Genomic DNA, 22,289 nt, shown 5'->3' on the forward strand with positions numbered 1-22,289 from the left:
AGAAGAGAGGAGTTTATCATGGGTAGTACAAGACACTTTTATATGTTTATCTTAGCGTTTGTTCTTGTTGTGGCATTAACGATTTACTTAATCGTTGACAGCAGCTGGTACAACACAGTTCATCCGGCATTCCTTCTGTTTATGTATATAGGAATTGCAGTAGTAAGTTTCGGAATGAGAGACGAGATGTTAGATCGCTTTGAAAAGTGATACATATACGAAAGACCAACAGGAAAATGTTGGTCTTTTTTTCTTGCCAAAAATAGGATGGTGTGTATATACTGTATATATAAGGTATACACAGTATATACACAAACTGGAGGAAAACATGAATATTATTATTTCGAATTCTTCCCAAGACCCTATTTATGTGCAAATAAGAAAACAATTAAGCCAGCTTATTTTAAATGGCGGTTTAAAGGGTGGAGATCAATTACCGTCTATTCGTAGCTTAGCGAAGGAATTACAAATTAGTGTCATTACAACGAAGCGTGCATACGAGGAGCTTGAAAAAGAAGGATATATAGAAACTGTTGCTGGGAAGGGGACTTATGTTTCACGTAAAAATAATGAACTATTAAAAGAACAAAGGCTTCGCCTATTGGAAAGTAAAGCGGAAGAGATTGTGAATGAAAGTAAAGCGTTGCAGCTTTCACTTGAAGAATTACAGCAGATGATTGCGTTTTTATATAAGGGGGAATGAGAGAGATGTTAGAGTTAAAAAACGTTTGTAAAAGTTATGAAGGTTTCGCAGTGAAAAATATAAGTTTTACGTTACCACGCGGATATATTATGGGGTTTGTCGGACCGAATGGGGCCGGGAAAAGTACGACGATCAAAATGATTATGAATTTAATTAAAAAAGATAACGGAGATATAAAAATTTTTGGCAAGGACAATAAGAAAGCTGAAAAGGAAATAAAACAAAATATCGGCTTTGTATATGATGAAAATCATTATTACGAAGATTTAACGTGTGAACAAATGAAGCGTATTATTGCACCGTTATATAAAAAGTGGGACGAAGAGCAGTATCAATCGTATATGCATAGATTACAAGTTCCAAAGTATAAAAAAATTAAAGAATTATCAAAAGGAATGAAAATGAAATTTGCGATTGCAATCGCACTTTCGCACCACGCAGAGTTTATTATTATGGACGAACCGACAGCAGGGTTAGATCCAGTTGTTCGAAGTGAATTACTTGATATGTTGCAAGAAATTGTAATGGAAGATGAAGTATCCGTATTATTCTCAACGCACATTACAACAGATTTAGAGCGCATTGCAGATTATGTTACGTTCATCAATGATGGAGAAATTATATTTACTGGTGAAAAAGAAGACTTAATGGAGAACTACGTAATCGTAAAAGGAAGTAATGATTTATTAGACCGAGAAGGAAAAGAACTATTTGTTGGATTACGAAAAAATAAGTTTGGTTTTGAAGGTTTAGCGAAGGATAAACAAGGAATTATCGATTGGTTTGGAAATGAGGTTGTACTAGAAAAGGCTACATTAGATGACATTATCGTTTACACTGCGAAAGGGAGAGGTGTCTATGCGTCAGCTAATCTATAAAGATTTGTTCTTTTTTCGGGTTATGTGGTTAGTGTATTTTATTATGCCTCTTGTTTTCTTTGGATTAGATCCAGATGGTGAATTGTTATTTCCAATGAGTTGCTTACTCATAACGATATCATCTTCTATGATACTAATAGCGATGGATGAAAAAAATAAAAGTGATGTTATTATAAATAGTTTACCTGTTGGACGAAAGGATATCATTATTGCTAGATATATTTCGGGTGTAATATTTATTGTAGGTGGCATGATTTCTACTACGCTAGTTGTTTTTCTTATAAGAGGTATCGCTGTCATTGGTGATATTGGAGCTTATCATCCCAATTTGTATATTGAAATTCCTTGGTATGTAGTAGTCAGAGGTGCTGTATATTCTTTAGTTTATATTACAGCATTATTCCCGAGTTATTATGGGACAAAATCAAAAGTAGTACGTGGAATATTTACAGGTGGAGCCGCTGGAATAGGTGTTATTGTTGGAATGTTTATTGGTGACGGAGAAAGTGCTACGGCATCATTCATTGATTGGATTATGAATCCATTACATTTTGGCATATTTATAGTTGGATTAATCACACTAGCTAGTGTCTATATCGTTTCTATGCTTCTTACAATTAAAATTTATGAAACGCGTGATTTATAGAGAGGAGAATTCATATGCAACAGTTGATTTTGAAGGAGTTTTTTTTACAGAAGAAGATGTTTCCTTTCTATTTTTTAATCCCCATTTTATCTATTTTTAAGAATTCCGTCGAACCAATGGGGATTGCAATAGGAGTATTTATAACATGTAGTACGATTATATATATTTCTTTTTATTATGACGAGAAAAGTAAAGCAGAAAAAGTATTAGTGAGTTTGCCTATAACGAGAAAAGAGATAATTATAGCTAAATATATTTCAAGCACATTATTTATTATGGCTGGTTTGAGTGTAACTTTTATAGTCGTAATATTAGGAAATATTTTATTGAACAGAGATATAGTTATGCCTGGATATGCAATATTTTCAGCAATAGTAGCAACTTTGATTTATTGTGCAGTAACGATACCGACTAATTACATTGGGGGATATAAAGTTATTACTGTCTTGAATTTGATTATGCTTTTTCCTTTAATGGGTATGATTGGTCTTATGTGCAATATTTTTGGTGATAAAACAATTATGTTAAAAGTACTTCACTCTCAAGAGGCTACACAAGCAATGGGTGTTCTTGGTGTCGGAGTATTAGTGAGTATATTCGTATCATTGTTCCTCTCAATGAAAATGTTTCAGGAGGCAGAGTTATAGAAGGGACATTTTCATATTAGGAGGTGTAATACATGATCAAGCAACTAATTTTAAAAGATTTCATCATTCAATGGAAATTTTTAATTTGGTACATACTGTATCCTGTTTTCTTTTATATGGCCTTAACAGATACGGAAAATTTATTCATCATTATGTCAGTAATTATTACAATTGGGGCAACAGTAAAAACATTTGAAGCAGATAGTAAAAATGAGAGTGAAGTTATAGTAAATAGTTTACCAATATTGAGAAAACAAATTGTGTATGCGAAATATATAGTAGCAATTATTATTCTTTTTATAAGTGTAACGGTCAGCTGTTTCACGATGGGAATGAAGAATGGGATTAACCTATTTGAATTTATTGAAACGACATTGCTTGCTAGTATTAGCTTTATTTTAGTGTATTTAAGCTTTGTTCTACCAATATCTTTTTGGTTAGGATATAAAAAAACTATTCTTATTACAATAGTAATATTCATGGCGCCGATTGTTATTTTAGAAACTTTGTTTCAAATCAACTTGGAACAAATTCAATTATATAATACCTTGTTATTCATTGGTTCAATATGTATGCTCATAGCATCTATCTTCGTTTCAGTGAAATTGTATGAGAAGAGAGAATTTTAAAAGGTGCCCTATAAAAGGCACCTTCTTCAATAACGACAATACGAGAGCAGTAGTTTATAAAAAGAAACGCTATTTGGCACATCTTTCGGAGTATGTAATATAAAGCTGAAAACGATGATGAGAATAAGAAATAGGAAAAATAAAAATAGGATTTGCTTATGTATAGAATTTTGCATATTATCCACTCCTTTTTTTGGGTAGTATGTCCAAAAGAAAGGAATGTATGAAAAAAATTGGAGGGGGAACAATGGGGAAACGAAAATTGTTATTTGAAATAGGAGTATTATTTTTGTCAATAGGTCTTTTGTTATCAAATTTTTATTCAGACATACCATCACCGTTTCCTAATTTGCATAAAGGAATTGGTATAAGTATTGTTATAATTGGTCTGTTTTGTCTTATCACATCTAACTTCTACAGAAAGTCTGAATGAATATAAAAAAGGACAGTTACTCTTTTTCAGAAGTACTGTCCTTTTTAAATAACTTATTCCATAGTTTGGCGATACTCCATATAATGACGATTGCAATGGAGGCGATAATGGACCAAACAATCGATATAATTTCAAGTGTCATGTTAGGAAGGAATGTGAGAATGGATAATACTTTATGAAACAATGATTCTATTATATGAAAACTTATTTGTAATAGAATGACGATACAAAGTGTGATCCATGCTAATATTTTCTTTCCTTGTTCTTTCCACATGACATTCACCTCACGTTAGCTTAATAGTTTTAAGCCAACAGCGCCGCATAAAATGCAGCTTAAGAAAGCAAGACGACGCCAATCCGCTGATTCTCGGAAAATGAGAATGCCTAGAAGTGCACTTCCAGCAGTTCCGATTCCAGTCCAAATTGCGTAAGCAGTTCCCATCGGTAATGTGTTCATCGCAAGAGATAAGAAGAAGCTTACGCCGAAGTTAGCGATTAAAATAACTTTTGGTGCCCAGCCTTTCTTTTCAGTGGCTACTTTCATAAAGAGTACACCAATAATTTCACAAATACCAGCTAGAATTAAAAATACCCAAGCCATTTTATGCGGCCTCCTTCGCTTCTTTTTCTTCTGTTACTCGTTTTAAACCAATTACTCCGAAGAAGATTAAACCGATTAATAAAACTTTTACGATAGAGAAAGGTTCTCCGAAGATGAAAATCTCTGTAAGAACGATTCCACCAGCTCCGATTCCTGTAAAGACTGCGTATACAGTGCCGACAGGTAAATCTTTATAAGCTCTAAATAATAAGACGAAACTAATTGTAATTAATAGAGCAACACCAGCCCATTCAAGTGGTGCCTCTGCTTTTTTTAGTCCAATCACCCAAAAGATTTCAATAATACCAGCGATGATTACATAAATCCATGCCATATGTCATTTCTCCTTCCTACCAGTCGTTAGGTAAAGGGCTTAAAAACGACGCATTGCAAAGGGCAATCCGTCAGTTTGAAAGTCCGCGCCAAAATACTTTCCAAGAAGCGTCTAAACGTGTCTCAAAACGATTTAAACCTGCGTATAATAGTTCAACCATAAGACCGTCGAGTAAGCATAGAAAAGCCTCTAAGGCGTCTTTTACTTCAATGTTATGCAGCTCATCTTGTTCGCTTGCTCTTTTAAATACAGGGAATAAAAGTTTTCCGACGTTTTCAATGTGTACATTTGCTTTATTAATAATTTGTTCGCGAAATGCATCAGGCGGAAAATAAGAAGTTCGTAACCAAAACATTGATTCTTCACTTTCACCAAATCGTTTTGCATACCCTTTTAATAATTTTAAAAGCAATTCTTCAGTGGACGAATTGGAAAAGCTTTCGATATCGCCTGTGAAGCTCTGCAAATCTTTTTGAAGAGCAGATTCTAAGCATATGAAATATAGCTCTTCTTTTCCTTTAAAGTGTGCGTAAATCGATGGTTTTTTAATCCCAACTTCTTGAGCAATATTTGCCAATGAAGTTCCTTCATAGCCGTAGCGTGCGAAATGAGAAAGTGCTACAGCTTTAATGCGGTTTGCTGTCATTTTCATCCCCTACCTACCGTTCGTTAGGTAGGGGATGAAAAATATAATGTCAATAGGTGAAGAGTTGAAAAAGAGCGTTATAGGTAACGCTCTTTTTAGACAGTCTCTCGCTCAATTAAATGGAATGAAAGTTCTTTTGCACTGCCGACAATTTGCTCGCTTTGGATCTGCTTATGGAATAAAGAAAAAGCATGTGAGCCCATTGCGAGACCGGGATGTTCAATTGTGGAAATTTCTAATGCCTTTGAAATTTCATGATTATCAAATCCAAGGATAGCAAGGTCTTCAGGTACTCGAATACCATGTTTTCGAGCCTCTGTTAATAAACCAGCTGCAACTTGATCGTTCGCTGTGAAAATAGCAGTTGGACGATTTTTCATATTTAAAATATGATGGAGTATTTGTGCTCCGTCCTGCATTGTATAGCATTGGTGGAAAATCCATTCAGGATGCAACGTTTTCCCTTCGTTACGAAGTGTATCGGCGAACGCTTTTTCGCGCTCCATGGAATTTACACTTGTTTTTCTTGCTAAACAAATTCCGATTTTTTCATGGCCTCTACTTAGTAAATAGGTAGTACCGAGACGGAAACCTTCATAATGATCTACGTAGATGGATGAAATGAGGGGATGCTTCATTTTTTCACATGAAATAATAGGGGCAAATTTTGCAAAAGGTTCGATTTGTTCCCAAGAGCTCGTTCGGGAGCAAATAATCATCCCATCAAATTGTTTCATTTTCATCATTTCAAGAACACGAATTTCTTCAATGCTATCGTAATTCGTTTGACATAAATTAATGTGATATCCGGCAGCTAACGCTTCGTTTCCGATTCCTTCAATAATCGTACTGAAGTAGGGGAGGTTAATGAAAGGAAGCATAACGCCAATTGTATATGTTTTCCCTCTTATTAAATGGACAGCATTTATATTTTTTGCGTAGTTTAATTCTTCAACAGCATCTAGAACACGCTTACGCTTTTCTTCTTTTACGTAAGGGTGATTATTCAGGACACGAGAAACAGTTGATATCGATACACCAGCAGTTTTAGCAATTTGTTTTATATTGGCCATATGTATCACCTCTTTCCCTTATTATAAAGGGAAAATAATAAGAAAGAAAAAATCTTGACCTGAAAAGCTTTTCACAAACTATGGTATTAATAAGACTTCTTTTTATTCGCGTAACCTTTTCACTTGGGCGTAAGAATGATAGGGGTCTTTTTTGTTTGCAAAAAGTGTTGTCAAAATGTGTGAGAATAACGTGGAAAGTTTTCAAAGGTGGAGTTTGGTGACAAAGCGAATATGAAGAGAATATCAACGCTTCGTTCGTTAAGAGAGCGGTATGAAAGGGCGGAAACAAATTGAAAAAAAGAATCATTTGTTTCGTGTTTTCTAGTTTCATGCTTAGTTCGTGTTCGTTTCAGCAAACGATGCAAGAAGAAAAACACTTTGTGGGAACAACAGGAGGAGCTATGGATCGTGTTACGGATCCTATTCCGCTAAAGGAACTTCCAAAATATTTTCCGGTGAAGTTTAAAGTTCCAACGTTTTTACCGTACGACATTACAAGTGATGTGAAGGGGGAAGTAAGAACGCTTGGGAAAAAGAACATTGTCTTAACGATTAAATATAAACAGAAGGAGTCAGGTAGAAATGAGTATATTGAGTTAAATGTCGCGAACTTTCCTTATAGTTTTCCGGATCTTGTGGAAGAGAAGCGATTTCAAGAACAAATGAAACTGAATAATGGAACGTCTGCTTATTTTAAAAATAAAGATGATTATGAACGTGGTGACGAATTTGCTACGCTTATATGGAAAGAGAAAGGAATTGAATATCAACTGCTGTATCGGAATGTAGAAGAGAACGATGAAAAGGTAATCAAGCAGAATTTATTATACATTGCGAATAAGATGAAATGAAAAAACTAGCTGATTTATTCAGCTAGTTTTTTGTATGTTATTATTTCTTTTTAATTTTGCCTGTCCAAGATTTAAATCCACCTTGTAATTGGTAGAAATCTTTGTAGCCTTGTTTTTTTAAGTATTGCGCTGCACGACCTGTACGGAATCCGCTTTGGCAATATAAGTAAACAGGTTGATCTTGACGAAGTTCTTTATGGCGAAGGCGAATTTGTGATAACGGAATGTTACGTGCACCTAAAATATGCCCTGCGTTATATTCGTCTGCTTCACGAATATCGATAAGCTGTGCTTTACGGTAGCCAGCGCGAAATTCTTCTTCTGTAAGAGTTTTAATTAATTTTTTCTGATAGAAGTACATCCATACAGTGTAGCCGATAAATGCTACGATTACGGCTAATAAAATAATCCAAGTTGTTGACACGATTCTATCGCTCCCTTTTTTCTTATCCTACTTTCAATATTATAATGCCCTTATGTATTTATGCAACAGATTCATTTGCATATAAGAAGAAATTTCGTATTCTTTCACAAATTTTGTCGAATTTGGTAGACTAGAGAATGTGAAAAATAATTGGTTATATGAGGTGCAGGATGGGAAAAGAAAAATGGTGTTATATTAACTCTGGTCAATGTTCACCGGCATTTAATATGGCGTTAGATGAATGTTTATTAAATTGGCAAAGTGAAAAGAAAATGCCACCAACAATTCGTTTTTATGAATGGGAAGTACCAACATTAACAGTTGGGTATTTTCAACGTGTTGAAAAAGATATTAATATGGATGTAGTTAACGAAAAGAAATATGGATTCGTTCGTCGTCAAACAGGCGGCAGGGGTGTACTACATGACAAAGAGTTAACGTATAGTGTTATTGTGTCTGAAGATCATCCGAATATGCCGAAAACAGTTACAGAAGCGTATCGTGTTATTTCGCAAGGTTTATTAGATGGTTTTAAGGCATTAGGGTTAGAAGCATATTATGCAGTTCCAAAAACAGAAGCAGATCGTGAAAATTTAAAAAATCCACGTTCAGGCGTATGTTTTGATGCACCATCTTGGTATGAAATTGTAGTGGAAGGACGAAAAATTGCTGGTAGTGCTCAAACACGTCAAAAAGGTGTTATTTTACAGCATGGATCGATTCCATTAGAAATTGATTTAGATGAACTATATGATCTATTTTTATTCCCAAATGAACGTGTTAAGGAACGTATGAAGAGTATGTTCTCTTCTAAAGCAGTAGCAATTAATGAATTAACAGACCGTACATTTACGATAGAACAGTTAATTAAAGCGTTTGAAGTTGGCTTTGAAAAAGGATTGGATGTAGAACTTGTTCCATATGAATTAACAGAAGAACAGTTACATGAAGTTCAAACGTTAGCGAAAGAAAAGTATGAAAGTAATGAGTGGAATTATAAAAAATAAGAGGTGGCGATAGCCACCTCTTATTTTTTTATAGTAAATTAAGTACTTTTTCTACTTTGATTCCTTTATCTTGTAAAGAACGAAGGCGACTTACAACGTCCATAATTTCTTTGTCAAATGTAACGCTAATACCTTGGCTTTGTAGTTCTTCTTTTAAGCTTTCAATAGAATCATCTATGTCGATGCCAAGCTCGTAATCTTGACAAACTTCAATTGTCTTTTTCACGAGTTTAACATAATTTTCTTGTAGTTTTGAATTTGTTTCAGTCAAAGCAGGCTGCTTCGGTTTTGCAGGAGCAACCGGTGCTGTCTCTTGCTTTGTAACTGGAGTAGGGACTGCTTTTTTTACAGGCGCTGGAGTAACTAGTTCTACAGCTGCTTCTACGCTTACTGGCTTCGGTGTCGGTACCGGAGTAGGCTTAGGTGCCATAGCAGGTGTTTCCACACGCGTAACAGGCTTAGGAGCAGGCGTAATTGCTTTTGGAGCTTCTACAACTACTTCTTTTTTCGGTGCTGCTTCTACCTGTGTTTCTTCTTGCTCGGCAGCTTCTTTATTTTCTTTACTCCACATAACGCGTTCAATTTCTAGAGAAACATTGTTTTTGTTCATCGCTGTTAATGTAACTTTACCAACTTCAGCGTTTCCAGTGAAATCAACAATTTTATAAATAACACTCTTGTTCCAATCCACGTTTCCGCTCAAAAATAATTCTTCGTTACATTTCGGCGTTAAGCCCTCGATTTTAATTTCTGCGTTTACACCGTTTTCACTATATACCATAATTAGCGAAGCATTTACATCTTCGTCTGCTAACATTAGTTCACGTACCATTTTGCCGGTGCGTACTTGCGTTTTCTTCTTAACTGACATCTAATTTCTCCTCTCAAAAATTCAGTAATAATAAAAAAATCGTATAACGAAAAATAATTGCTCACGAAGATTTATGATACCGATAATAAAAGCATCACGTCAACAATTAACTTTAATTATTTTGCATTTTTCTTATTTTCTTTATGAAATTTTTCAATTTGTAAAATTAGACAGAAGAAAAAACAGCCTTTTGAAGGGCTGTTAAAATTTAGATGTTTTATATAAAAATTTGTACAAAATATAAAAAGAAAGTGTAATAAGAGCACCTTGCAAAATAGACAAGTTATAAAATAAGTATGGTTTTGTTTTGAAAAATACGTTTGCAAAAACTGATAAGACAAAAGGTATAAATACCGATAATAAGAGAAGTGCTTTTTGTTTCCAGGAAACTAATATTGTAAAAGAGAAACGTCTAAATAAAGAAAAAGTTATGAAAGCACCAATTGTTAAAACAATAGCAGATAATATTGTTCCGGGAATACTAAATGGAATTCCTGAAGTGTTTGTATTTGAAAATAGTTTTTGCATAAGAGTAGTGAATGTATCGTATCCAATTTGAACAGCTAATAATAAACTAACTGCAAACCCAATAACGGCAGCTTGTTGGAAAGAATTTTGATGTTCCGAAGAGTTAATTAATTCATCGCAGTAAGCTTTTAAATCCTCTCCGAAAATATCATGCGCAGTTTTACCGTCTTCTTGCGCTTCTAAAAGATGATCCAATATTTCTAAAAGTAATTCTTCCATTTGTTTTTGTGGAACGCTAGTAAGGCGTAAATAAATAAGCATATCACCATAAGCAGCTTCGTTTTCAGGTGTTAATAACTTTCTTTTTTTATTGTTTAACTGAACCATTTCTTTTTCAGTCATGACCTCGTCACTCCTTTTTAAAGTCCAAGTATTCTTTTTTGAAGAAAAGTTTATATAGTACATAGCAAGAGATGGCAAGCAAAGTACCGGTCCAAGGTGAAACTTGTAATGTAGTATAGGGATTTTTTATAAATAAAAAGGAAATACCGATTAATAGCATCCATAGGCTATGACGTATTAAAAAGCTTCCTATATGCCTCCAAATAGTTGTTTTATTTTTAAATAAATCAGTGTTAATAAAATCGAAGACAAAACGTATCATAAGATGTACGGATAATGTAAATACAAGCAGATAAATGAAATCAATGTGTACAAATTTAAAACGTGCTTTATCTGCAAATAAGGGTAATACAAATGCAATTACGGACGAAATAGCAAAGTATATTGCTAGCAGGTAACAAGTTATAAATAAAGGAATTGATAATTGTTCCCATAAACTTTGCTTCGGTAGGGCGGCAATTAACTCGTCACAGTACGCCTGTAAGTCGTCTCCAAAAATATCATAAGCATTTTTTTCTTCTTGCTGGGCTTCAATAAGGTGATCTAGAATTTCAATTAGCAGTTCTTCTGCGTGGTATTCTGGCACTTTAGCTAAGCGGATGTATATTAACATGTCACTATAGGCAATTTCATTTTCTGTAGTTAATAATTTACGCTTTTGGTTATTTAATTCGATTAAATCTTTCGCCTTCATCCCCATCACTCTCCTTGTAATAAATTGTTTACGGTCGTTGAAACCATCCCCCAGCTTTGTTTAAATTCTTCAAGCTGTTCTAATCCTTTATCGGTTACGTGATAATATTTTCGCTTCGGACCGAGTGAGGAAGCTTTTAATGTGCCTTCGATCAATTTTTCTTTTTGCATACGTAATAATAACGGATAGATGCTTCCTTCGCTTACGAATGTAAAGCCATGTTTATTTAATTTTGTGCTCAGTTCATATCCGTACACTTCTTCTTGTGAAATGATGTATAGGATGCAACCTTCTAGTACACCTTTTAACATTTGGCTGTGCATGATTTCACCACCTTTTACTCAGGTAACTTGCGTTGCAAGGTAGCTGTTATCCAAATTATAACCCCCAGTAACTTGCAACGCAAGTTACTGGGGGGAAAACTTTAATGTCCCCCATACTAACGAGAGGGCGAAAAGCATATGAGACCATTTATGCCAAAGCTCGTTTACTTTGAACGAAAGGCACTTGAATATCCACTTGATTTTATAGTTGCGCCAATTTAAATGCATGAAGAATGGGAAGAAGGAACCGTAAACTATTTGAGCGACAAAGATATGACAATACCAAATTTAACGTTTGAATTGATTCAGCATCGTTTTCCAAAACCATCGGAAAATATGTATATAAAAAGGATGATGCAGCAGTATTGGAAGAAACGATAAGAGGTTATATAAATGAGTTTTTTCCTAATGCAGAAATACAATATTTTACTTAAGGGCGGTCTGTATGCAAATACAGATTCTTTTTTGTTTTATATATTTAGGCTCGTTTTCAACTTGTCACGTTATTCTTTCTGGTGTATCATTTTATTGATTGCTTCGTACGGAATAAGCAAAATGAACTTGGATGGAGGAAACCGATGCCTACCCCTAGTATGGAAGATTATATTGAACAAATTTATTTGTTGATTGATGAAAAGGGTTACGCCCGCGTATCTGATATTGCTGAAGCGCTTAGTGTACATCCATCCTCTGTAACAAAAATGGTGCAAAAATTAGACAAAGATGAATATCTAATTTATGAAAAATATAGAGGGCTTGTATTAACAACAAAAGGTAAAAAAATCGGAGAACGTCTCGTATATCGTCATGACTTGCTAGAGCAATTTATGCGTATTATCGGTGTGGATGAAAGTAAAATTTACAATGATGTAGAAGGAATTGAACATCATTTAAGTTGGGAAGCAATTGATCGCATTGGTGATTTAGTGGAATACTTTGAACAAGATGCAGTCCGAGTGGAAACACTTCGTGGTGTTCAAAGAGCAAATGAAGAGAAAAGTAATTAAGGGGAACGTATGGCGTTTCCTTTTTTATTTCAATTCGAAAAGGATGGGAGAATTATGAAAGCAATTATTTTTGATTTTGATGGATTAATTGTGGACACAGAAACGATATGGTTTCACTCTTTCAGAGATGCTGTTCGTGAATACGGCGGGGAACTACCTTTAGAGGAATTTGCGAAATGTATTGGAACAACAGATGAGGTACTTTATACATATTTAAATGATCAATTAAAAGAGAAGTTTAACAAAAATGCATTAAAAGAAAAAGTGGCAACTTTACATAAAGAGAAAATGAGAATACCAGAAGCTCGTGACGGGGTAAAAGAATATTTAGAAGAAGCGAAAGAAATGGGATTGAAAATCGCACTGGCTTCTAGTTCGTCTAGAGAATGGGTTATTCATTTTTTAGAAGAGCTACAGATTCGAGAATATTTTGAAGTGATTAAAACGAGAGAAGATGTTGAGAAGGTAAAACCAGATCCAGCTCTTTATCGAGTTGCAATAGAAGAATTAGGAATTAAGCCGTCTGAAGCTGTTGTATTTGAAGATTCATTAAATGGATTGAGAGCAGCAGTTGCAGCGGGATTAACGTGCGTTGTTGTACCTAATGATGTGACACGGAATTTACCATTTGAAAATCATCATCTTCGAATTGAAAGTATGAGAGAGAAAAGTTTAAAAGAAGTGCTTCAAAGTATAAAAAAAGACCGTATTTCCTAAAAGGAAGCACGGTCTTTCTTTTTGCTTTTTTTGCCTTCAATGACAGTTAAATGAGACTGTTTTCTTTTTCGTTTCAAAGTGGAAGAATTCCCTTTTTTACTTTTGTCATTAGAAGTATTTGACTTAAAGAGAGAATTGCCTAGGGGTGCTACATTTTGTTTCCCATGTTTGCGGTTCGATTGTTTTGCCGCACGCTTATATGAGCTTTGTGAATTTGCAGAACCACTGGAATTTGTAAACATCTTGTATAGCAAGTAAAAGATACCAACAACAAGTAACATGTACCCGATATTTCTTAATACACCCATGGGATTTGTAATAACAGATGAAACAAGGCCGAATATTGCCAATCCGATAATAAGCACAAATATAGCGAAAGTAAACGAACGACCGTTCATAAGGGACACCTCCTAAAAACGTATATTAAAATTAGTATATTAACGATGAGGAAAGGAGTTGAACACCATTTTTAAATAATTATTGTTTGTTCTCTAAACGTAATAATTCTTCAAACGATGCAATTGCTACTTCCACTTGATCATCTGTTGGTTCTTTCGTTGTTAATAGTTGTAGCCATAATCCAGGATATCCAAGTACGCGTAATACGGGAATATCTCGTAATCGATTTGTGAATTGTAGTACTTCAAAAGAAATACCAAGTACAACTGGAATTAATAAAATTCGGTTTATAACTCGTGCCCAAAGAGGATCTGTAGGGACTAGGAAATAAACGAACATTCCAATAATGACTGTAAATATAATAAAGCTACTGCCACATCTATAATGGAGACGAGTTTGCTTTTGAACGTTTTCTACAGTCAGAGGAAGGTTATTCTCGTAAGCATTGATTACCTTATGCTCTGCACCGTGATACTGAAATACCCGCTTAATAAGTGGGGTTAAAGAAATAAAGTATATATAGCTCAATAATAGCATGAGCTTAATGACACTTTCGACAATGATTTGCCCAGTATGAGACGGGAAAATCGGTCTTGTTAATTCAGCTAATAGTGCAGGAACTGCTGTGAAAATGACTTTACCGAATATAAAAGATAAAACGCCAACAGCTGCAACTCCTAATACCATCGTTAATTTTGATTGTTCTTCTTTTTTATTTGCAATTTGTTCATCATCTTCTGGGTGGACGTCAAATCGTTCTGAAGCGAAGTTTAAATGCTTTGCTCCATTCGCACTTGCATCCACAATAGCGGCAATCCCTCGTAAAAATGGAATTTTTTTTAGGGTAGATAGTACTTTATTACGAACGCGTGGTAATCGATAAAATTCAATCGATTTATCTTTACGACGAACCGCTGTAACAGTATATTCTCTACCGCCAAACATAACTCCTTCTATGACCGCTTGCCCGCCATATATTTGTTTTGACTCTTCTGCCATGTTAACACCAACCTGTATTTGTTTCTCTCTTATGTAGAAAAAGAGGCAATTGTCATACTGGGTTCTGTCGTTTTGAAATAAGACAATCACCGAGTTTCCTTTATTTTATCGGCAAATACAAGTAGATGACAAGGGAAAATGTTATGAGAGTCGGACATTTCTTATTCTTTTTATAGACAAATTTCGCAGGATTTAAACATGCTTCAAAATAGTTTCGGGCATACTATTGAGCGGAGGTGTCGATGTGAGTCAAGAACAATTAGGAACAAGGAATTTTGTGCAGATTGGTTTGTTTGGTGGAATCTTTTGGGGCGGGGTATGGTATTTCCTTCATATATTTTCATTCACGGAGGCGGGCCCGAATTATTTCCTTTTACCATTTGCGTTTGGAAGTTGGAAAGAGGGTGTATGGGGCAATGTGTTCGGAATAGTGTGTATGGGACTTCTTTCAATTTTGATTGCCTTTTTGTATAAAGCATTTTTTGCAAAGTTTGAAGGGATTATAGCGGGAATTATTTATGGGCTATTTTGGTGGGCACTACTGTTTTTGGGGATGGGTTTAATGGCTCCTGTTATTAAAAGTGCGCTCCATTTACCAAAAGAGACAATTGTGACGACAATATGTATTTTTATATTGTATGGTGTGTTTATAGCATATTCTGTTTCTTACGCAGTAAATAGCAATAAAGCAGAACAAGAAGGGTAAGAGAAGACGAACTATTCAAATAAGTAACTCCTATGTTAAAATATTGTATAGATATTTAATATTAAGGAGTTTTAAGAATATGAAAAAGTTACTCCTCGTAAACGGTCCTAACCTAAATCGCCTCGGTGTTCGTGAGGTAAATGTATATGGAAAGGGCACGCTAACGACACTTGAAGCAGATATGAAGCAAGAAGCAGAAACAATGGGAGTGGAGTTAGAATGTTTCCAATCGAATCATGAAGGTGCCATTATCGACATTATTCATGAAGCGGAAGATATATATGAAGGGATCATTTTAAATCCGGGAGCATTTACGCATTATAGCTATGCGATTCGTGATGCCATTGCGAGCATTTCGATTCCTGTTATTGAAGTACATATTTCTAACATTCATCAGCGTGAATCGTTCCGTCATGAATCTGTGACGGCAGCTGTTTGTGCAGGTCAAATTGTAGGATTTGGTTTTTATGGCTATAAGTTAGCGTTATTTGCATTAATGGAGAAATTGAGGGAGGCATAAAGTAATGGAGAAAATTGAAAGATTACGAAGTGCATTTGATGAGGCTGGTATTGACGGTATTTTGTTAACAAATGAACATAGTCGTAGATATATGGCTAACTTCACAGGAACAGCAGGCGTTGTTCTTATTTCAAAAGATCGTGCTCAATTTATTACAGATTTCCGTTACGTCGAGCAGGCAAGTAAACAAGCGGTTGGATATGAGGTTGTACAGCACGCAGGATTGATCATTGATGAAGTGGCAAAGCAAGTGAAAGAGCTTGGAATTCAAAAGCTTGGTTTTGAGCAAGATACTCTTACATATAGTTCTTATTCAGTGCATAAGGAAGCGATTGATGCTGAATTTATCCCGACTTCTGGACTTGTAGAAAAGTTACGCTTGATAAAGACTGATTCAGAGATTAAGATATTAAAGGAAGCTGCACAGATTGCAGATGCTGCCTTTGAGCATATTCTATCATTCATTCGCCCGGGAGTATCTGAAATTGAAGTGTCAAATGAACTTGAATTTTTCATGAGAAAACAAGGAGCAACATCTTCTTCGTTTGATATTATCGTTGCTTCAGGTCTTCGTTCGGCATTACCGCACGGCGTGGCATCTGAAAAAGTGATAGAAACAGGAGATTTCGTTACATTAGACTTCGGCGCTTATTACAAAGGATATTGCTCTGATATTACTCGTACGATTGCAGTCGGTGAACCATCTGATAAATTAAAAGAAATTTATAATATCGTTTTAGAAGCACAACTACGTGGTGTGAACGGTATTAAAGCTGGTTTAACAGGTCGCGAGGCTGATGCGCTAACGCGTGACTACATAACGGAAAAAGGATATGGTGAATACTTTGGACACTCTACTGGTCATGGAATAGGTCTTGAAATCCATGAAGCACCAGGTTTAGCGTTCCGTTCTCATACAGTACTTGAACCAGGTATGGCTGTAACAGTAGAACCAGGTATATATATTCCAGGTATTGGCGGCGTACGTATTGAAGATGATATCATTGTGACAAGTGAAGGTAATGAAGTAATTACGAAATCACCAAAAGAACTTATTATTTTGTAATACACAGGAGGATTTTTTTACATGATTTCAGTAAACGATTTTCGTACAGGTTTAACAATTTCAGTGGACAATGCCCTTTGGCAAGTACTTGATTTCCAACACGTAAAGCCAGGTAAAGGTGCTGCATTCGTTCGTTCTAAACTACGTAATCTTCGCACAGGTTCTGTTCAAGAGAAAACATTCCGTGCAGGTGAGAAAGTAGAAAAAGCACACATCGAAAACCGTCGTATGCAATACTTATACGCAAGCGGTGAGGCTCACGTATTTATGGATAACGGAACTTATGAGCAAATCGAACTTGGTGAAAAACAAATCGAGCGCGAGCTTAAATTCCTAAAAGAAAACATGGAAGTAGCAATCATGACTTACCAAGGCGAAGTACTTGGTGTTGAACTTCCAAACACAGTTGAATTACAAGTTACAGAAACAGAGCCTGGTATTAAAGGTGATACTGCTTCTAACGTAACAAAACCAGCTACATTAGAAACTGGTCTTGTTGTACAAGTACCAATCTTCATTAACGAAGGCGAAATGCTTATCATCAACACTGGTGAAGGTAAATACGTTTCTCGTGCATAGTAAAAAAGCACTCGTGATAATTCACGAGTGCTTTTTTTATAGGAAATAGGGTAGATAGTAAATAGCTGTTATTATAAAACTGACTAAAACAAGTGAAAGAGTACCCATAATAGATGGAGTCAAAACAATTTGAAATGGTTTTATTTCGCCAGTCTCAACGCCAGTTAATGTTTTACTTATTGCGTGATCTGTAATGTTATTTCTATGGTTACTCATAATAATTAACCACATAATTGCAAATATTGCTAAACTACCAAGGAAAAAGGTCTCTATAAATGACCAACCGACCAATAATGAAAAAAGATAAATAAGAGCTAATTCTACTACAACGGTTAAACTAACTTTCAATGCCTTCATATTTTTCCCCCTCATTCTGTAATTTCAACCAGTTTAAAAAATTTTCACGTGACACGACATGCAGAGAGCAAGGTGACTTTACTTCTTTCTCTAGTGCAGCGTGTTCGTCTGGAAACTTGTTTTCCACATGCAATGAAATATAAGGTAGTTTTTCTTGTGCTTTTAAAGAGCGGATATTATTCGTTTTAGCACCAGCAAATACGTAGGAAAGTTGTAAGTCTAAAAAGGCGATTTTAAAGATTTCTTTTTTAGCAGCCTCGTTATAGCCTTTTCCCCAGTACGGATAGCCGAGCCAACTACCAATGTGAGATTGCTTTTTCTCATTATTAATATGTTTAAGTGTGGTGAGGCCAATTATTTCATTTTCTTCATTCACAATCATTCTCGATAAGGATTTCTTTTGACGCTCTTCTTCTATTGCGAAAAGAAGAAATGTTTTCGTGTCTTCGATATTTTCTACCGTTATCCCCAATGCATTTTTTATATGTGGATCACTTGATAGCTCGAAAATCACATTTGTATAGCATAAATCTAGTGGTAATAAAGTGACGTGCTGCATGGTTTAAACCTCTTTTAAACTAAATGTACCATAATATACCATGAAATAATATGAATATTCAGATTGTAATTCAGACTTTAGAGAAAAATTATGTTTTTACTTCTGAAATAGACAACCTCTGCATATGGTTGTACAAATATATTCTTTTTTAGAATACGAAGTTAGTAACTGTTACGGGAGAAGGTGGAAGAATGAAACAGTGGCTAGCGGCAATGGAAACATCCGTGCTTGTTATGGGGGCACTTCGATTATTTTCAGGTAGTGCGGAGATATTTGCTGCTTTGCTTATGCTTTATGTGAATGATGCGAAGAAAGCGTTGTTTATAAATGGTATGTTGGCGTTTGTTGGACCTACCGTATTAATTTTAACAATGACAATTGGGATAGCGAGTGTAGCAAGTGAAATTTCTTTCTTGAAGCTCTTTTTTCTAGCGCTTGGAATTTGCTGTATTTTTATCGCATTACTGAAATAGTAAGTCGAGTATAGTGGGGAGAAGCCGATGAAAGAGGTATTAGAAGTTTTACCAAAAACGATGAAGTACTTAATTGAAGAATGTAAGCAATACGATGCTTTAGAGGAAATTCGCGTTCGAATTGGAAGGCCGCTAGAGTGTATTGCACACGGAAAGGTGTTTTTTTATGACTATATCACTACTGCAGAGGATGCTATTTACTTATTGAATAAGTTAAGTCAATTCTCAATTTATACGATGGAAGAGGAATTAAAACGTGGGTATGTGACGCTTCGCGGAGGGCATAGAATCGGGTTAGCAGGAAAAGTCATTACAGAAAAAAGCGCAGTGAAAATGATTCGTGATGTCTCTTCCTTTAATATTCGTATTGCTCGTCAAAAAATAGGGATTGCTGAACCGCTTTTGCCATATTTGTATGAAAAAAGGTGGTTAAACACGATGGTAATTGGCCCTCCCCAAACGGGAAAAACGACACTCTTAAGAGATGTAGCACGTTGCATGAGTCAAGGGGTAAGTGCTTCGGAAATTCCTTCCTGTAAAGTGGGGATCGTTGATGAACGGTCAGAAATTGCTGGTTGTGTGAAAGGGATCCCGCAATATGATTTTGGTACCCGAGTCGATGTGTTAGACGCATGTCCAAAGGCAGAAGGAATGATGATGATGATTCGTTCTATGAGTCCTGATATTTTGATCGTAGATGAAATTGGCCGTAAAGAAGATAGTGAAGCAATTATGGAGGCAGTGCATGCAGGTGTCCAGCTTTTTATAAGCGCACACGGATTTTCCTATGAGGATGTTGTGAGACGTCCATCGCTCAAGGCAGTGCTAGAGCTTGGTATATTTGATAGGTTTGTGGAGTTGTCAAAAGCGAGGGGTCCAGGAACGGTTATGCAGGTGAAAGATAAATATGGAAAACCAGTGTTATCAAATAGAAAGGCTGAGGGCGTATGGTGAAAATATTTGGTGCAGTGTTAATCGTTGCGGTCAGCACCTTTTTCGGGTTTTCGTACGCTAAAAGATACAGTGAGAGACCGAGGCAACTTAGGTTATTAAAATCAGCACTTCAATCATTAGAGGCAGAAATTATGTATGGACACACACCTTTATCTGAGGCTGCCGAGCGATTAGTTAAACAAATGCCAAAGCCATTAAATTGGATATTTCAAAGTTTCGCTAAAAAACTAGAAAGTGGAGAACAAACAGTAAGGGAAGCTTGGATAGATAGTTTGAAAGAGAATTGGAAGTTGACGGCTTTTCAACAAACCGAGTATGAAATACTGCAGCAATTTGGTGAAACGCTCGGGCAACATGATCGTGAATCACAACAAAAACATATTCGCTTATGTATTACACATTTGGAGAGAGAAGAAGAGGAAGCGAAAGCTTTACAACTGCAATACGAAAAAATGATTAAGAGCTTAGGGGTACTAGCAGGGCTACTTATTGTAATTTTACTGCTATAGGGGGGAGAAAGGCGATGTCCATTGATGTTGGATTAATATTTCAAATCGCCGGAATCGGCATTGTTTTAGCTTTCATTCATACTGTACTAAAAGAATTGAAGCGTGAGGATATTGCAAATTGGGTTATCCTTGTCGGTTTTGTCGTCATTTTATTTCATGTTGCATTTTTAATTAATACGCTATTCGACAAGATTAAAAGTGTCTTTCTCTTCCAGTAAAGGAGGCGGTTCGAATCGAAATTATACAAATTGTCGGATTAGGCCTCGTTGCTACGTTTTTAGCTGCTGTTTTGAACCAGCATAAATCTAGTATTACATCTTTATTTATTGTGTTCGTAGGTAGCGTGATGTTTCTTATTTTAATCGATCAAATTCATTCTATTTTACAAATGATTGAGAGAGTAGCGAGTGAAGCGAAAGTTAGCAACGTCTACGTGGAAACGTTACTAAAAATTATTGGAATTGCTTATATTGCCGAGTTTGGAGCTCAAATTACAAAAGATGCTGGTCAAGGTGCCATCGCTTCGAAAATTGAACTTGCTGGGAAAATCTTAATTCTCGTTATGGCAATTCCTATTTTGACGGTTGTAATTGAAACTATTCTCGGATTTTTACCGACGGGATAAGGGGGAGTGAATGTTGAGGAGGTTTGGAGCTAAGCTGCTATTTGCTTGCTTCCTTTTCTTTTCTTTACCGGTTGTTGTACAAGCTTCTCCTGTAGAAACAAACGTCGTTGATCAACAATTGGATAAGCTCGGAATTGAAGATGTGAAGCAATTTTGGGACGGGCTTGTTACAAAATATGGTGGCTATTTGCCAGAGAGTCAAAAAGGGAGTTTTATGGAGTTTGTAAAGGGAGAAAAAGAATTCTCTCTAAAAGAGTGGATGATAGGGTTATTAAAATATTTATTTCATGAGCTTGCAGCTAATGGAAAACTGCTTGGCACACTCATTATGCTCACAATCTTTAGTGCATTGTTGCAATCACTGCAATCCGCTTTTTCAAAAAGTAGTGTAAGTAAAATTGCTGATGCTGTTGTATATATGGTACTTATTATTTTTGCTTTAAATAGTTTTTATGTCGTTATGACATATGCAAGAGAAACGATACAAACAATGGTAGATTTCATATTAGCGCTATTGCCAATTTTATTGGCGCTTATAGCGACTGGTGGCGGGGTTGTATCTGTATCTTTCTTTCATCCGATTATCATTTTCTTAATGAATACAAGCGGGCTTCTTATGAATTATATCGTTCTACCGCTTTTATTACTGGCAACGATATTAAGTATTGTAAGTACAATGAGTGATCAATATAAAGTTACAAAATTGTCCAAGCTTCTGCAAAACGTTAGCGTTGGGATTATCGGTATCTTCTTAACGATTTTTTTAGGGGTATTATCTGTACAAGGAACAGCGACAGCCGTTGCTGATGGCATAGCTGTGAAAACTGCTAAATTTGTAACAGGAAACTTCATTCCAGTAGTTGGAAGGATGTTTACGGAAGCGGCAGATACTGTTATTAGCGCATCAGGATTATTGAAAAACACAGTCGGAATTATTGGGCTCGTCATTTTATGCTTAATTGTTGCTTTTCCTGCGATTCAAATTTTCTGTATTGCATTTATTTATAAATTCGCAGCAGCAGTATTACAACCGGTTGGCGGCGGAGCAATTATTCAATGTTTAGACATTATTGGAAGAAGCATCATTTACGTATTTGCTTGCTTAGCTATCGTATCATTTATGTTCTTTTTAAGTATTACAATTATTATTGCTGCGGGGAATATTACACTTATGATGCGGTAGGAGGTG

At 35.6% G+C, this 22,289-nt stretch carries 35 protein-coding genes and 1 pseudogene; 22 read left to right on the top strand and 14 right to left on the bottom strand.

Annotation, left to right across the window (positions count from 1 at the left end; all coding sequences use genetic code 11):
• The first annotated feature begins 18 nt into the window (after positions 1–18).
• The 7 genes from QCI79_RS29945 (at position 19) to QCI79_RS29975 (ending at position 3,936) form a co-directional block, all read left to right on the top strand.
• Complete coding sequence (locus tag QCI79_RS29945) at positions 19–210, top strand: hypothetical protein (RefSeq protein ID WP_000535933.1); 192 nt, start codon at positions 19–21, stop codon at positions 208–210.
• Between the two features lie 118 nt (positions 211–328).
• Positions 329–703: a GntR family transcriptional regulator gene (locus QCI79_RS29950; protein ID WP_001021353.1), complete on the top strand. Its 375-nt coding sequence runs from the start codon at positions 329–331 to the stop codon at positions 701–703.
• A gap of 5 nt (positions 704–708) precedes the next feature.
• Entirely contained in the window at positions 709–1,581 is an 873-nt protein-coding gene (locus QCI79_RS29955; RefSeq protein WP_000891304.1) for an ABC transporter ATP-binding protein, read from the top strand.
• Positions 1,562–2,227: an ABC-2 transporter permease gene (locus QCI79_RS29960; protein WP_001249425.1), complete on the top strand. Its 666-nt coding sequence runs from the start codon at positions 1,562–1,564 to the stop codon at positions 2,225–2,227. The genes QCI79_RS29955 and QCI79_RS29960 overlap by 20 nt, the downstream gene beginning before the upstream one ends.
• A 14-nt stretch (positions 2,228–2,241) precedes the next feature.
• Positions 2,242–2,874: an ABC-2 transporter permease gene (locus tag QCI79_RS29965; protein ID WP_001186565.1), complete on the top strand. Its 633-nt coding sequence runs from the start codon at positions 2,242–2,244 to the stop codon at positions 2,872–2,874.
• Positions 2,875–2,906: 32 nt separating this feature from the next.
• Positions 2,907–3,503, top strand: coding sequence for an ABC-2 transporter permease (locus QCI79_RS29970; RefSeq protein ID WP_000595346.1), 597 nt, complete (start codon positions 2,907–2,909; stop codon positions 3,501–3,503).
• 247 nt (positions 3,504–3,750) lie between these two features.
• Positions 3,751–3,936: a hypothetical protein gene (locus QCI79_RS29975; protein WP_000518066.1), complete on the top strand. Its 186-nt coding sequence runs from the start codon at positions 3,751–3,753 to the stop codon at positions 3,934–3,936.
• A gap of 16 nt (positions 3,937–3,952) precedes the next feature.
• On the opposite strand, the gene QCI79_RS29980 is transcribed toward QCI79_RS29975, so the two are convergent.
• The 5 genes from QCI79_RS29980 to QCI79_RS30000 all read right to left on the bottom strand — a co-directional run bounded on the left by QCI79_RS29980 (position 3,953) and on the right by QCI79_RS30000 (position 6,590).
• Positions 3,953–4,210 carry a DUF3975 family protein gene (locus tag QCI79_RS29980; protein ID WP_000265427.1) on the bottom strand — a complete coding sequence of 86 codons (258 nt, stop codon included), beginning with the start codon at positions 4,208–4,210 and terminating at the stop codon, positions 3,953–3,955.
• 15 nt (positions 4,211–4,225) lie between these two features.
• Positions 4,226–4,537, bottom strand: coding sequence for a DMT family transporter (locus tag QCI79_RS29985; RefSeq protein WP_021727696.1), 312 nt, complete (start codon positions 4,535–4,537; stop codon positions 4,226–4,228).
• A 1-nt stretch (position 4,538) separates the two neighbouring features.
• Positions 4,539–4,871 carry a DMT family transporter gene (locus QCI79_RS29990; RefSeq protein WP_000312339.1) on the bottom strand — a complete coding sequence of 111 codons (333 nt, stop codon included), beginning with the start codon at positions 4,869–4,871 and terminating at the stop codon, positions 4,539–4,541.
• Between the two features lie 70 nt (positions 4,872–4,941).
• Positions 4,942–5,523, bottom strand: coding sequence for a TetR/AcrR family transcriptional regulator (locus QCI79_RS29995; protein ID WP_002005730.1), 582 nt, complete (start codon positions 5,521–5,523; stop codon positions 4,942–4,944).
• An 89-nt stretch (positions 5,524–5,612) separates the two neighbouring features.
• A complete protein-coding gene (locus QCI79_RS30000) occupies positions 5,613–6,590 on the bottom strand; it encodes a LacI family DNA-binding transcriptional regulator (protein ID WP_021727697.1) in 978 nt (325 codons plus the stop codon).
• Positions 6,591–6,904: 314 nt separating this feature from the next.
• Here QCI79_RS30000 and QCI79_RS30005 point away from each other — a divergent pair, with 314 nt between their 5' ends.
• Positions 6,905–7,441 carry a hypothetical protein gene (locus QCI79_RS30005; RefSeq protein ID WP_031303141.1) on the top strand — a complete coding sequence of 179 codons (537 nt, stop codon included), beginning with the start codon at positions 6,905–6,907 and terminating at the stop codon, positions 7,439–7,441.
• 40 nt (positions 7,442–7,481) lie between these two features.
• Here QCI79_RS30005 and QCI79_RS30010 read toward each other — a convergent pair whose 3' ends face one another.
• Positions 7,482–7,865, bottom strand: coding sequence for a rhodanese-like domain-containing protein (locus QCI79_RS30010; RefSeq protein ID WP_000108653.1), 384 nt, complete (start codon positions 7,863–7,865; stop codon positions 7,482–7,484).
• A gap of 170 nt (positions 7,866–8,035) precedes the next feature.
• On the opposite strand from QCI79_RS30010, the gene QCI79_RS30015 reads away from it, so the two are divergent.
• On the top strand, positions 8,036–8,872 hold the full coding sequence (locus tag QCI79_RS30015; RefSeq protein WP_000514081.1) for a lipoate--protein ligase family protein: 837 nt from the start codon (positions 8,036–8,038) through the stop codon (positions 8,870–8,872).
• 28 nt (positions 8,873–8,900) lie between these two features.
• On the opposite strand, the gene QCI79_RS30020 is transcribed toward QCI79_RS30015, so the two are convergent.
• From QCI79_RS30020 to QCI79_RS30035, 4 genes are all read right to left on the bottom strand, one after another.
• On the bottom strand, positions 8,901–9,743 hold the full coding sequence (locus tag QCI79_RS30020; protein ID WP_000111900.1) for a hypothetical protein: 843 nt from the start codon (positions 9,741–9,743) through the stop codon (positions 8,901–8,903).
• Positions 9,744–9,944: 201 nt separating this feature from the next.
• Complete coding sequence (locus QCI79_RS30025; protein ID WP_000136527.1) at positions 9,945–10,613, bottom strand: DUF1048 domain-containing protein; 669 nt, start codon at positions 10,611–10,613, stop codon at positions 9,945–9,947.
• 7 nt (positions 10,614–10,620) lie between these two features.
• Complete coding sequence (locus QCI79_RS30030; protein WP_002101316.1) at positions 10,621–11,307, bottom strand: DUF1129 family protein; 687 nt, start codon at positions 11,305–11,307, stop codon at positions 10,621–10,623.
• A 5-nt stretch (positions 11,308–11,312) separates the two neighbouring features.
• Complete coding sequence (locus QCI79_RS30035; protein ID WP_000556083.1) at positions 11,313–11,630, bottom strand: PadR family transcriptional regulator; 318 nt, start codon at positions 11,628–11,630, stop codon at positions 11,313–11,315.
• A gap of 189 nt (positions 11,631–11,819) precedes the next feature.
• Here QCI79_RS30035 and QCI79_RS30040 point away from each other — a divergent pair.
• From QCI79_RS30040 to QCI79_RS30050, 3 genes and pseudogenes are all read left to right on the top strand, one after another.
• A pseudogene (locus QCI79_RS30040) lies at positions 11,820–12,064 on the top strand (spore photoproduct lyase family protein); the annotation flags it as partial.
• A gap of 144 nt (positions 12,065–12,208) precedes the next feature.
• The gene (gene mntR, locus QCI79_RS30045) at positions 12,209–12,637 is read left to right on the top strand and encodes a transcriptional regulator MntR (protein WP_001143083.1); all 429 of its coding nucleotides are present in this window, start codon (positions 12,209–12,211) and stop codon (positions 12,635–12,637) included.
• 54 nt (positions 12,638–12,691) lie between these two features.
• The gene (locus tag QCI79_RS30050; protein WP_021727699.1) at positions 12,692–13,354 is read left to right on the top strand and encodes an HAD family hydrolase; all 663 of its coding nucleotides are present in this window, start codon (positions 12,692–12,694) and stop codon (positions 13,352–13,354) included.
• Here QCI79_RS30050 and QCI79_RS30055 read toward each other — a convergent pair.
• Both QCI79_RS30055 and QCI79_RS30060 read right to left on the bottom strand, forming a co-directional pair.
• Positions 13,351–13,752 (bottom strand): SA1362 family protein, encoded by a 402-nt coding sequence (locus QCI79_RS30055; protein ID WP_021727700.1) that lies wholly within the window; start codon positions 13,750–13,752, stop codon positions 13,351–13,353. The genes QCI79_RS30050 and QCI79_RS30055 overlap by 4 nt on opposite strands.
• Positions 13,753–13,831: 79 nt before the next feature.
• Positions 13,832–14,752 (bottom strand): DUF1385 domain-containing protein, encoded by a 921-nt coding sequence (locus QCI79_RS30060; RefSeq protein WP_000807121.1) that lies wholly within the window; start codon positions 14,750–14,752, stop codon positions 13,832–13,834.
• A gap of 244 nt (positions 14,753–14,996) precedes the next feature.
• On the opposite strand from QCI79_RS30060, the gene QCI79_RS30065 reads away from it, so the two are divergent.
• The 4 genes from QCI79_RS30065 (at position 14,997) to efp (ending at position 17,623) form a co-directional block, all read left to right on the top strand.
• Positions 14,997–15,458 carry a YqhR family membrane protein gene (locus QCI79_RS30065; RefSeq protein ID WP_000076893.1) on the top strand — a complete coding sequence of 154 codons (462 nt, stop codon included), beginning with the start codon at positions 14,997–14,999 and terminating at the stop codon, positions 15,456–15,458.
• Positions 15,459–15,537: 79 nt separating this feature from the next.
• Positions 15,538–15,978, top strand: a complete 441-nt coding sequence (aroQ, locus tag QCI79_RS30070) for a type II 3-dehydroquinate dehydratase (protein ID WP_000735147.1) — start codon at positions 15,538–15,540, stop codon at positions 15,976–15,978.
• 4 nt (positions 15,979–15,982) lie between these two features.
• Complete coding sequence (pepQ, locus tag QCI79_RS30075) at positions 15,983–17,044, top strand: Xaa-Pro dipeptidase (RefSeq protein WP_000411041.1); 1,062 nt, start codon at positions 15,983–15,985, stop codon at positions 17,042–17,044.
• 21 nt (positions 17,045–17,065) lie between these two features.
• Positions 17,066–17,623: an elongation factor P gene (gene efp / locus QCI79_RS30080; protein WP_000626516.1), complete on the top strand. Its 558-nt coding sequence runs from the start codon at positions 17,066–17,068 to the stop codon at positions 17,621–17,623.
• 36 nt (positions 17,624–17,659) lie between these two features.
• Here the strand turns inward: efp and QCI79_RS30085 are convergent, their stop codons facing one another.
• Both QCI79_RS30085 and QCI79_RS30090 read right to left on the bottom strand, forming a co-directional pair.
• Positions 17,660–17,980, bottom strand: a complete 321-nt coding sequence (locus tag QCI79_RS30085; protein WP_000645695.1) for a hypothetical protein — start codon at positions 17,978–17,980, stop codon at positions 17,660–17,662.
• Positions 17,961–18,539, bottom strand: a complete 579-nt coding sequence (locus QCI79_RS30090; RefSeq protein ID WP_001164991.1) for a GNAT family N-acetyltransferase — start codon at positions 18,537–18,539, stop codon at positions 17,961–17,963. The genes QCI79_RS30085 and QCI79_RS30090 overlap by 20 nt, the downstream gene beginning before the upstream one ends.
• 191 nt (positions 18,540–18,730) lie before the next feature.
• Between QCI79_RS30090 and QCI79_RS30095 the strand changes: the two genes are divergently transcribed.
• The 6 genes from QCI79_RS30095 to spoIIIAE are packed head-to-tail and all read left to right on the top strand — an operon-like array spanning position 18,731 to position 22,283.
• Complete coding sequence (locus tag QCI79_RS30095; protein ID WP_000816050.1) at positions 18,731–19,012, top strand: YqhV family protein; 282 nt, start codon at positions 18,731–18,733, stop codon at positions 19,010–19,012.
• Positions 19,013–19,039: 27 nt separating this feature from the next.
• Positions 19,040–19,966: a stage III sporulation protein AA gene (gene spoIIIAA / locus QCI79_RS30100; protein ID WP_000665905.1), complete on the top strand. Its 927-nt coding sequence runs from the start codon at positions 19,040–19,042 to the stop codon at positions 19,964–19,966.
• Entirely contained in the window at positions 19,960–20,475 is a 516-nt protein-coding gene (gene spoIIIAB / locus QCI79_RS30105) for a stage III sporulation protein SpoIIIAB (protein WP_000238702.1), read from the top strand. The genes spoIIIAA and spoIIIAB overlap by 7 nt, the downstream gene beginning before the upstream one ends.
• A gap of 14 nt (positions 20,476–20,489) precedes the next feature.
• Complete coding sequence (gene spoIIIAC / locus QCI79_RS30110; RefSeq protein WP_000020914.1) at positions 20,490–20,693, top strand: stage III sporulation protein AC; 204 nt, start codon at positions 20,490–20,492, stop codon at positions 20,691–20,693.
• Between the two features lie 23 nt (positions 20,694–20,716).
• Positions 20,717–21,100 (top strand): stage III sporulation protein AD, encoded by a 384-nt coding sequence (gene spoIIIAD / locus QCI79_RS30115; RefSeq protein WP_077393170.1) that lies wholly within the window; start codon positions 20,717–20,719, stop codon positions 21,098–21,100.
• Between the two features lie 10 nt (positions 21,101–21,110).
• The gene (gene spoIIIAE, locus QCI79_RS30120) at positions 21,111–22,283 is read left to right on the top strand and encodes a stage III sporulation protein AE (protein ID WP_000946110.1); all 1,173 of its coding nucleotides are present in this window, start codon (positions 21,111–21,113) and stop codon (positions 22,281–22,283) included.
• Positions 22,284–22,289: the final 6 nt, after the last annotated feature.

The sequence above is a fragment of the Bacillus cereus group sp. MG1 genome (assembly GCF_040460035.1).
In the GTDB taxonomy this organism is placed as follows: Bacteria; Bacillota; Bacilli; order Bacillales; family Bacillaceae_G; genus Bacillus_A; species Bacillus_A cereus.

Coding starts and splice junctions, on each gene's coding strand:
- QCI79_RS29945 (WP_000535933.1), top strand. CDS start 19: ATGGGTAGTACAAGACACTTTTATATGTTTATCTTAGCGTTTGTTCTT.
- QCI79_RS29950 (WP_001021353.1), top strand. CDS start 329: ATGAATATTATTATTTCGAATTCTTCCCAAGACCCTATTTATGTGCAA.
- QCI79_RS29955 (WP_000891304.1), top strand. CDS start 709: ATGTTAGAGTTAAAAAACGTTTGTAAAAGTTATGAAGGTTTCGCAGTG.
- QCI79_RS29960 (WP_001249425.1), top strand. CDS start 1,562: ATGCGTCAGCTAATCTATAAAGATTTGTTCTTTTTTCGGGTTATGTGG.
- QCI79_RS29965 (WP_001186565.1), top strand. CDS start 2,242: ATGCAACAGTTGATTTTGAAGGAGTTTTTTTTACAGAAGAAGATGTTT.
- QCI79_RS29970 (WP_000595346.1), top strand. CDS start 2,907: ATGATCAAGCAACTAATTTTAAAAGATTTCATCATTCAATGGAAATTT.
- QCI79_RS29975 (WP_000518066.1), top strand. CDS start 3,751: ATGGGGAAACGAAAATTGTTATTTGAAATAGGAGTATTATTTTTGTCA.
- QCI79_RS29980 (WP_000265427.1), bottom strand. CDS start 4,210: ATGTGGAAAGAACAAGGAAAGAAAATATTAGCATGGATCACACTTTGT.
- QCI79_RS29985 (WP_021727696.1), bottom strand. CDS start 4,537: ATGGCTTGGGTATTTTTAATTCTAGCTGGTATTTGTGAAATTATTGGT.
- QCI79_RS29990 (WP_000312339.1), bottom strand. CDS start 4,871: ATGGCATGGATTTATGTAATCATCGCTGGTATTATTGAAATCTTTTGG.
- QCI79_RS29995 (WP_002005730.1), bottom strand. CDS start 5,523: ATGAAAATGACAGCAAACCGCATTAAAGCTGTAGCACTTTCTCATTTC.
- QCI79_RS30000 (WP_021727697.1), bottom strand. CDS start 6,590: ATGGCCAATATAAAACAAATTGCTAAAACTGCTGGTGTATCGATATCA.
- QCI79_RS30015 (WP_000514081.1), top strand. CDS start 8,036: ATGGGAAAAGAAAAATGGTGTTATATTAACTCTGGTCAATGTTCACCG.
- QCI79_RS30020 (WP_000111900.1), bottom strand. CDS start 9,743: ATGTCAGTTAAGAAGAAAACGCAAGTACGCACCGGCAAAATGGTACGT.
- QCI79_RS30025 (WP_000136527.1), bottom strand. CDS start 10,613: ATGACTGAAAAAGAAATGGTTCAGTTAAACAATAAAAAAAGAAAGTTA.
- QCI79_RS30030 (WP_002101316.1), bottom strand. CDS start 11,307: ATGAAGGCGAAAGATTTAATCGAATTAAATAACCAAAAGCGTAAATTA.
- QCI79_RS30035 (WP_000556083.1), bottom strand. CDS start 11,630: ATGCACAGCCAAATGTTAAAAGGTGTACTAGAAGGTTGCATCCTATAC.
- mntR (WP_001143083.1), top strand. CDS start 12,209: ATGCCTACCCCTAGTATGGAAGATTATATTGAACAAATTTATTTGTTG.
- QCI79_RS30050 (WP_021727699.1), top strand. CDS start 12,692: ATGAAAGCAATTATTTTTGATTTTGATGGATTAATTGTGGACACAGAA.
- QCI79_RS30055 (WP_021727700.1), bottom strand. CDS start 13,752: ATGAACGGTCGTTCGTTTACTTTCGCTATATTTGTGCTTATTATCGGA.
- QCI79_RS30060 (WP_000807121.1), bottom strand. CDS start 14,752: ATGGCAGAAGAGTCAAAACAAATATATGGCGGGCAAGCGGTCATAGAA.
- aroQ (WP_000735147.1), top strand. CDS start 15,538: ATGAAAAAGTTACTCCTCGTAAACGGTCCTAACCTAAATCGCCTCGGT.
- pepQ (WP_000411041.1), top strand. CDS start 15,983: ATGGAGAAAATTGAAAGATTACGAAGTGCATTTGATGAGGCTGGTATT.
- efp (WP_000626516.1), top strand. CDS start 17,066: ATGATTTCAGTAAACGATTTTCGTACAGGTTTAACAATTTCAGTGGAC.
- QCI79_RS30085 (WP_000645695.1), bottom strand. CDS start 17,980: ATGAAGGCATTGAAAGTTAGTTTAACCGTTGTAGTAGAATTAGCTCTT.
- QCI79_RS30090 (WP_001164991.1), bottom strand. CDS start 18,539: ATGCAGCACGTCACTTTATTACCACTAGATTTATGCTATACAAATGTG.
- QCI79_RS30095 (WP_000816050.1), top strand. CDS start 18,731: ATGAAACAGTGGCTAGCGGCAATGGAAACATCCGTGCTTGTTATGGGG.
- spoIIIAA (WP_000665905.1), top strand. CDS start 19,040: ATGAAAGAGGTATTAGAAGTTTTACCAAAAACGATGAAGTACTTAATT.
- spoIIIAB (WP_000238702.1), top strand. CDS start 19,960: ATGGTGAAAATATTTGGTGCAGTGTTAATCGTTGCGGTCAGCACCTTT.
- spoIIIAC (WP_000020914.1), top strand. CDS start 20,490: ATGTCCATTGATGTTGGATTAATATTTCAAATCGCCGGAATCGGCATT.
- spoIIIAE (WP_000946110.1), top strand. CDS start 21,111: ATGTTGAGGAGGTTTGGAGCTAAGCTGCTATTTGCTTGCTTCCTTTTC.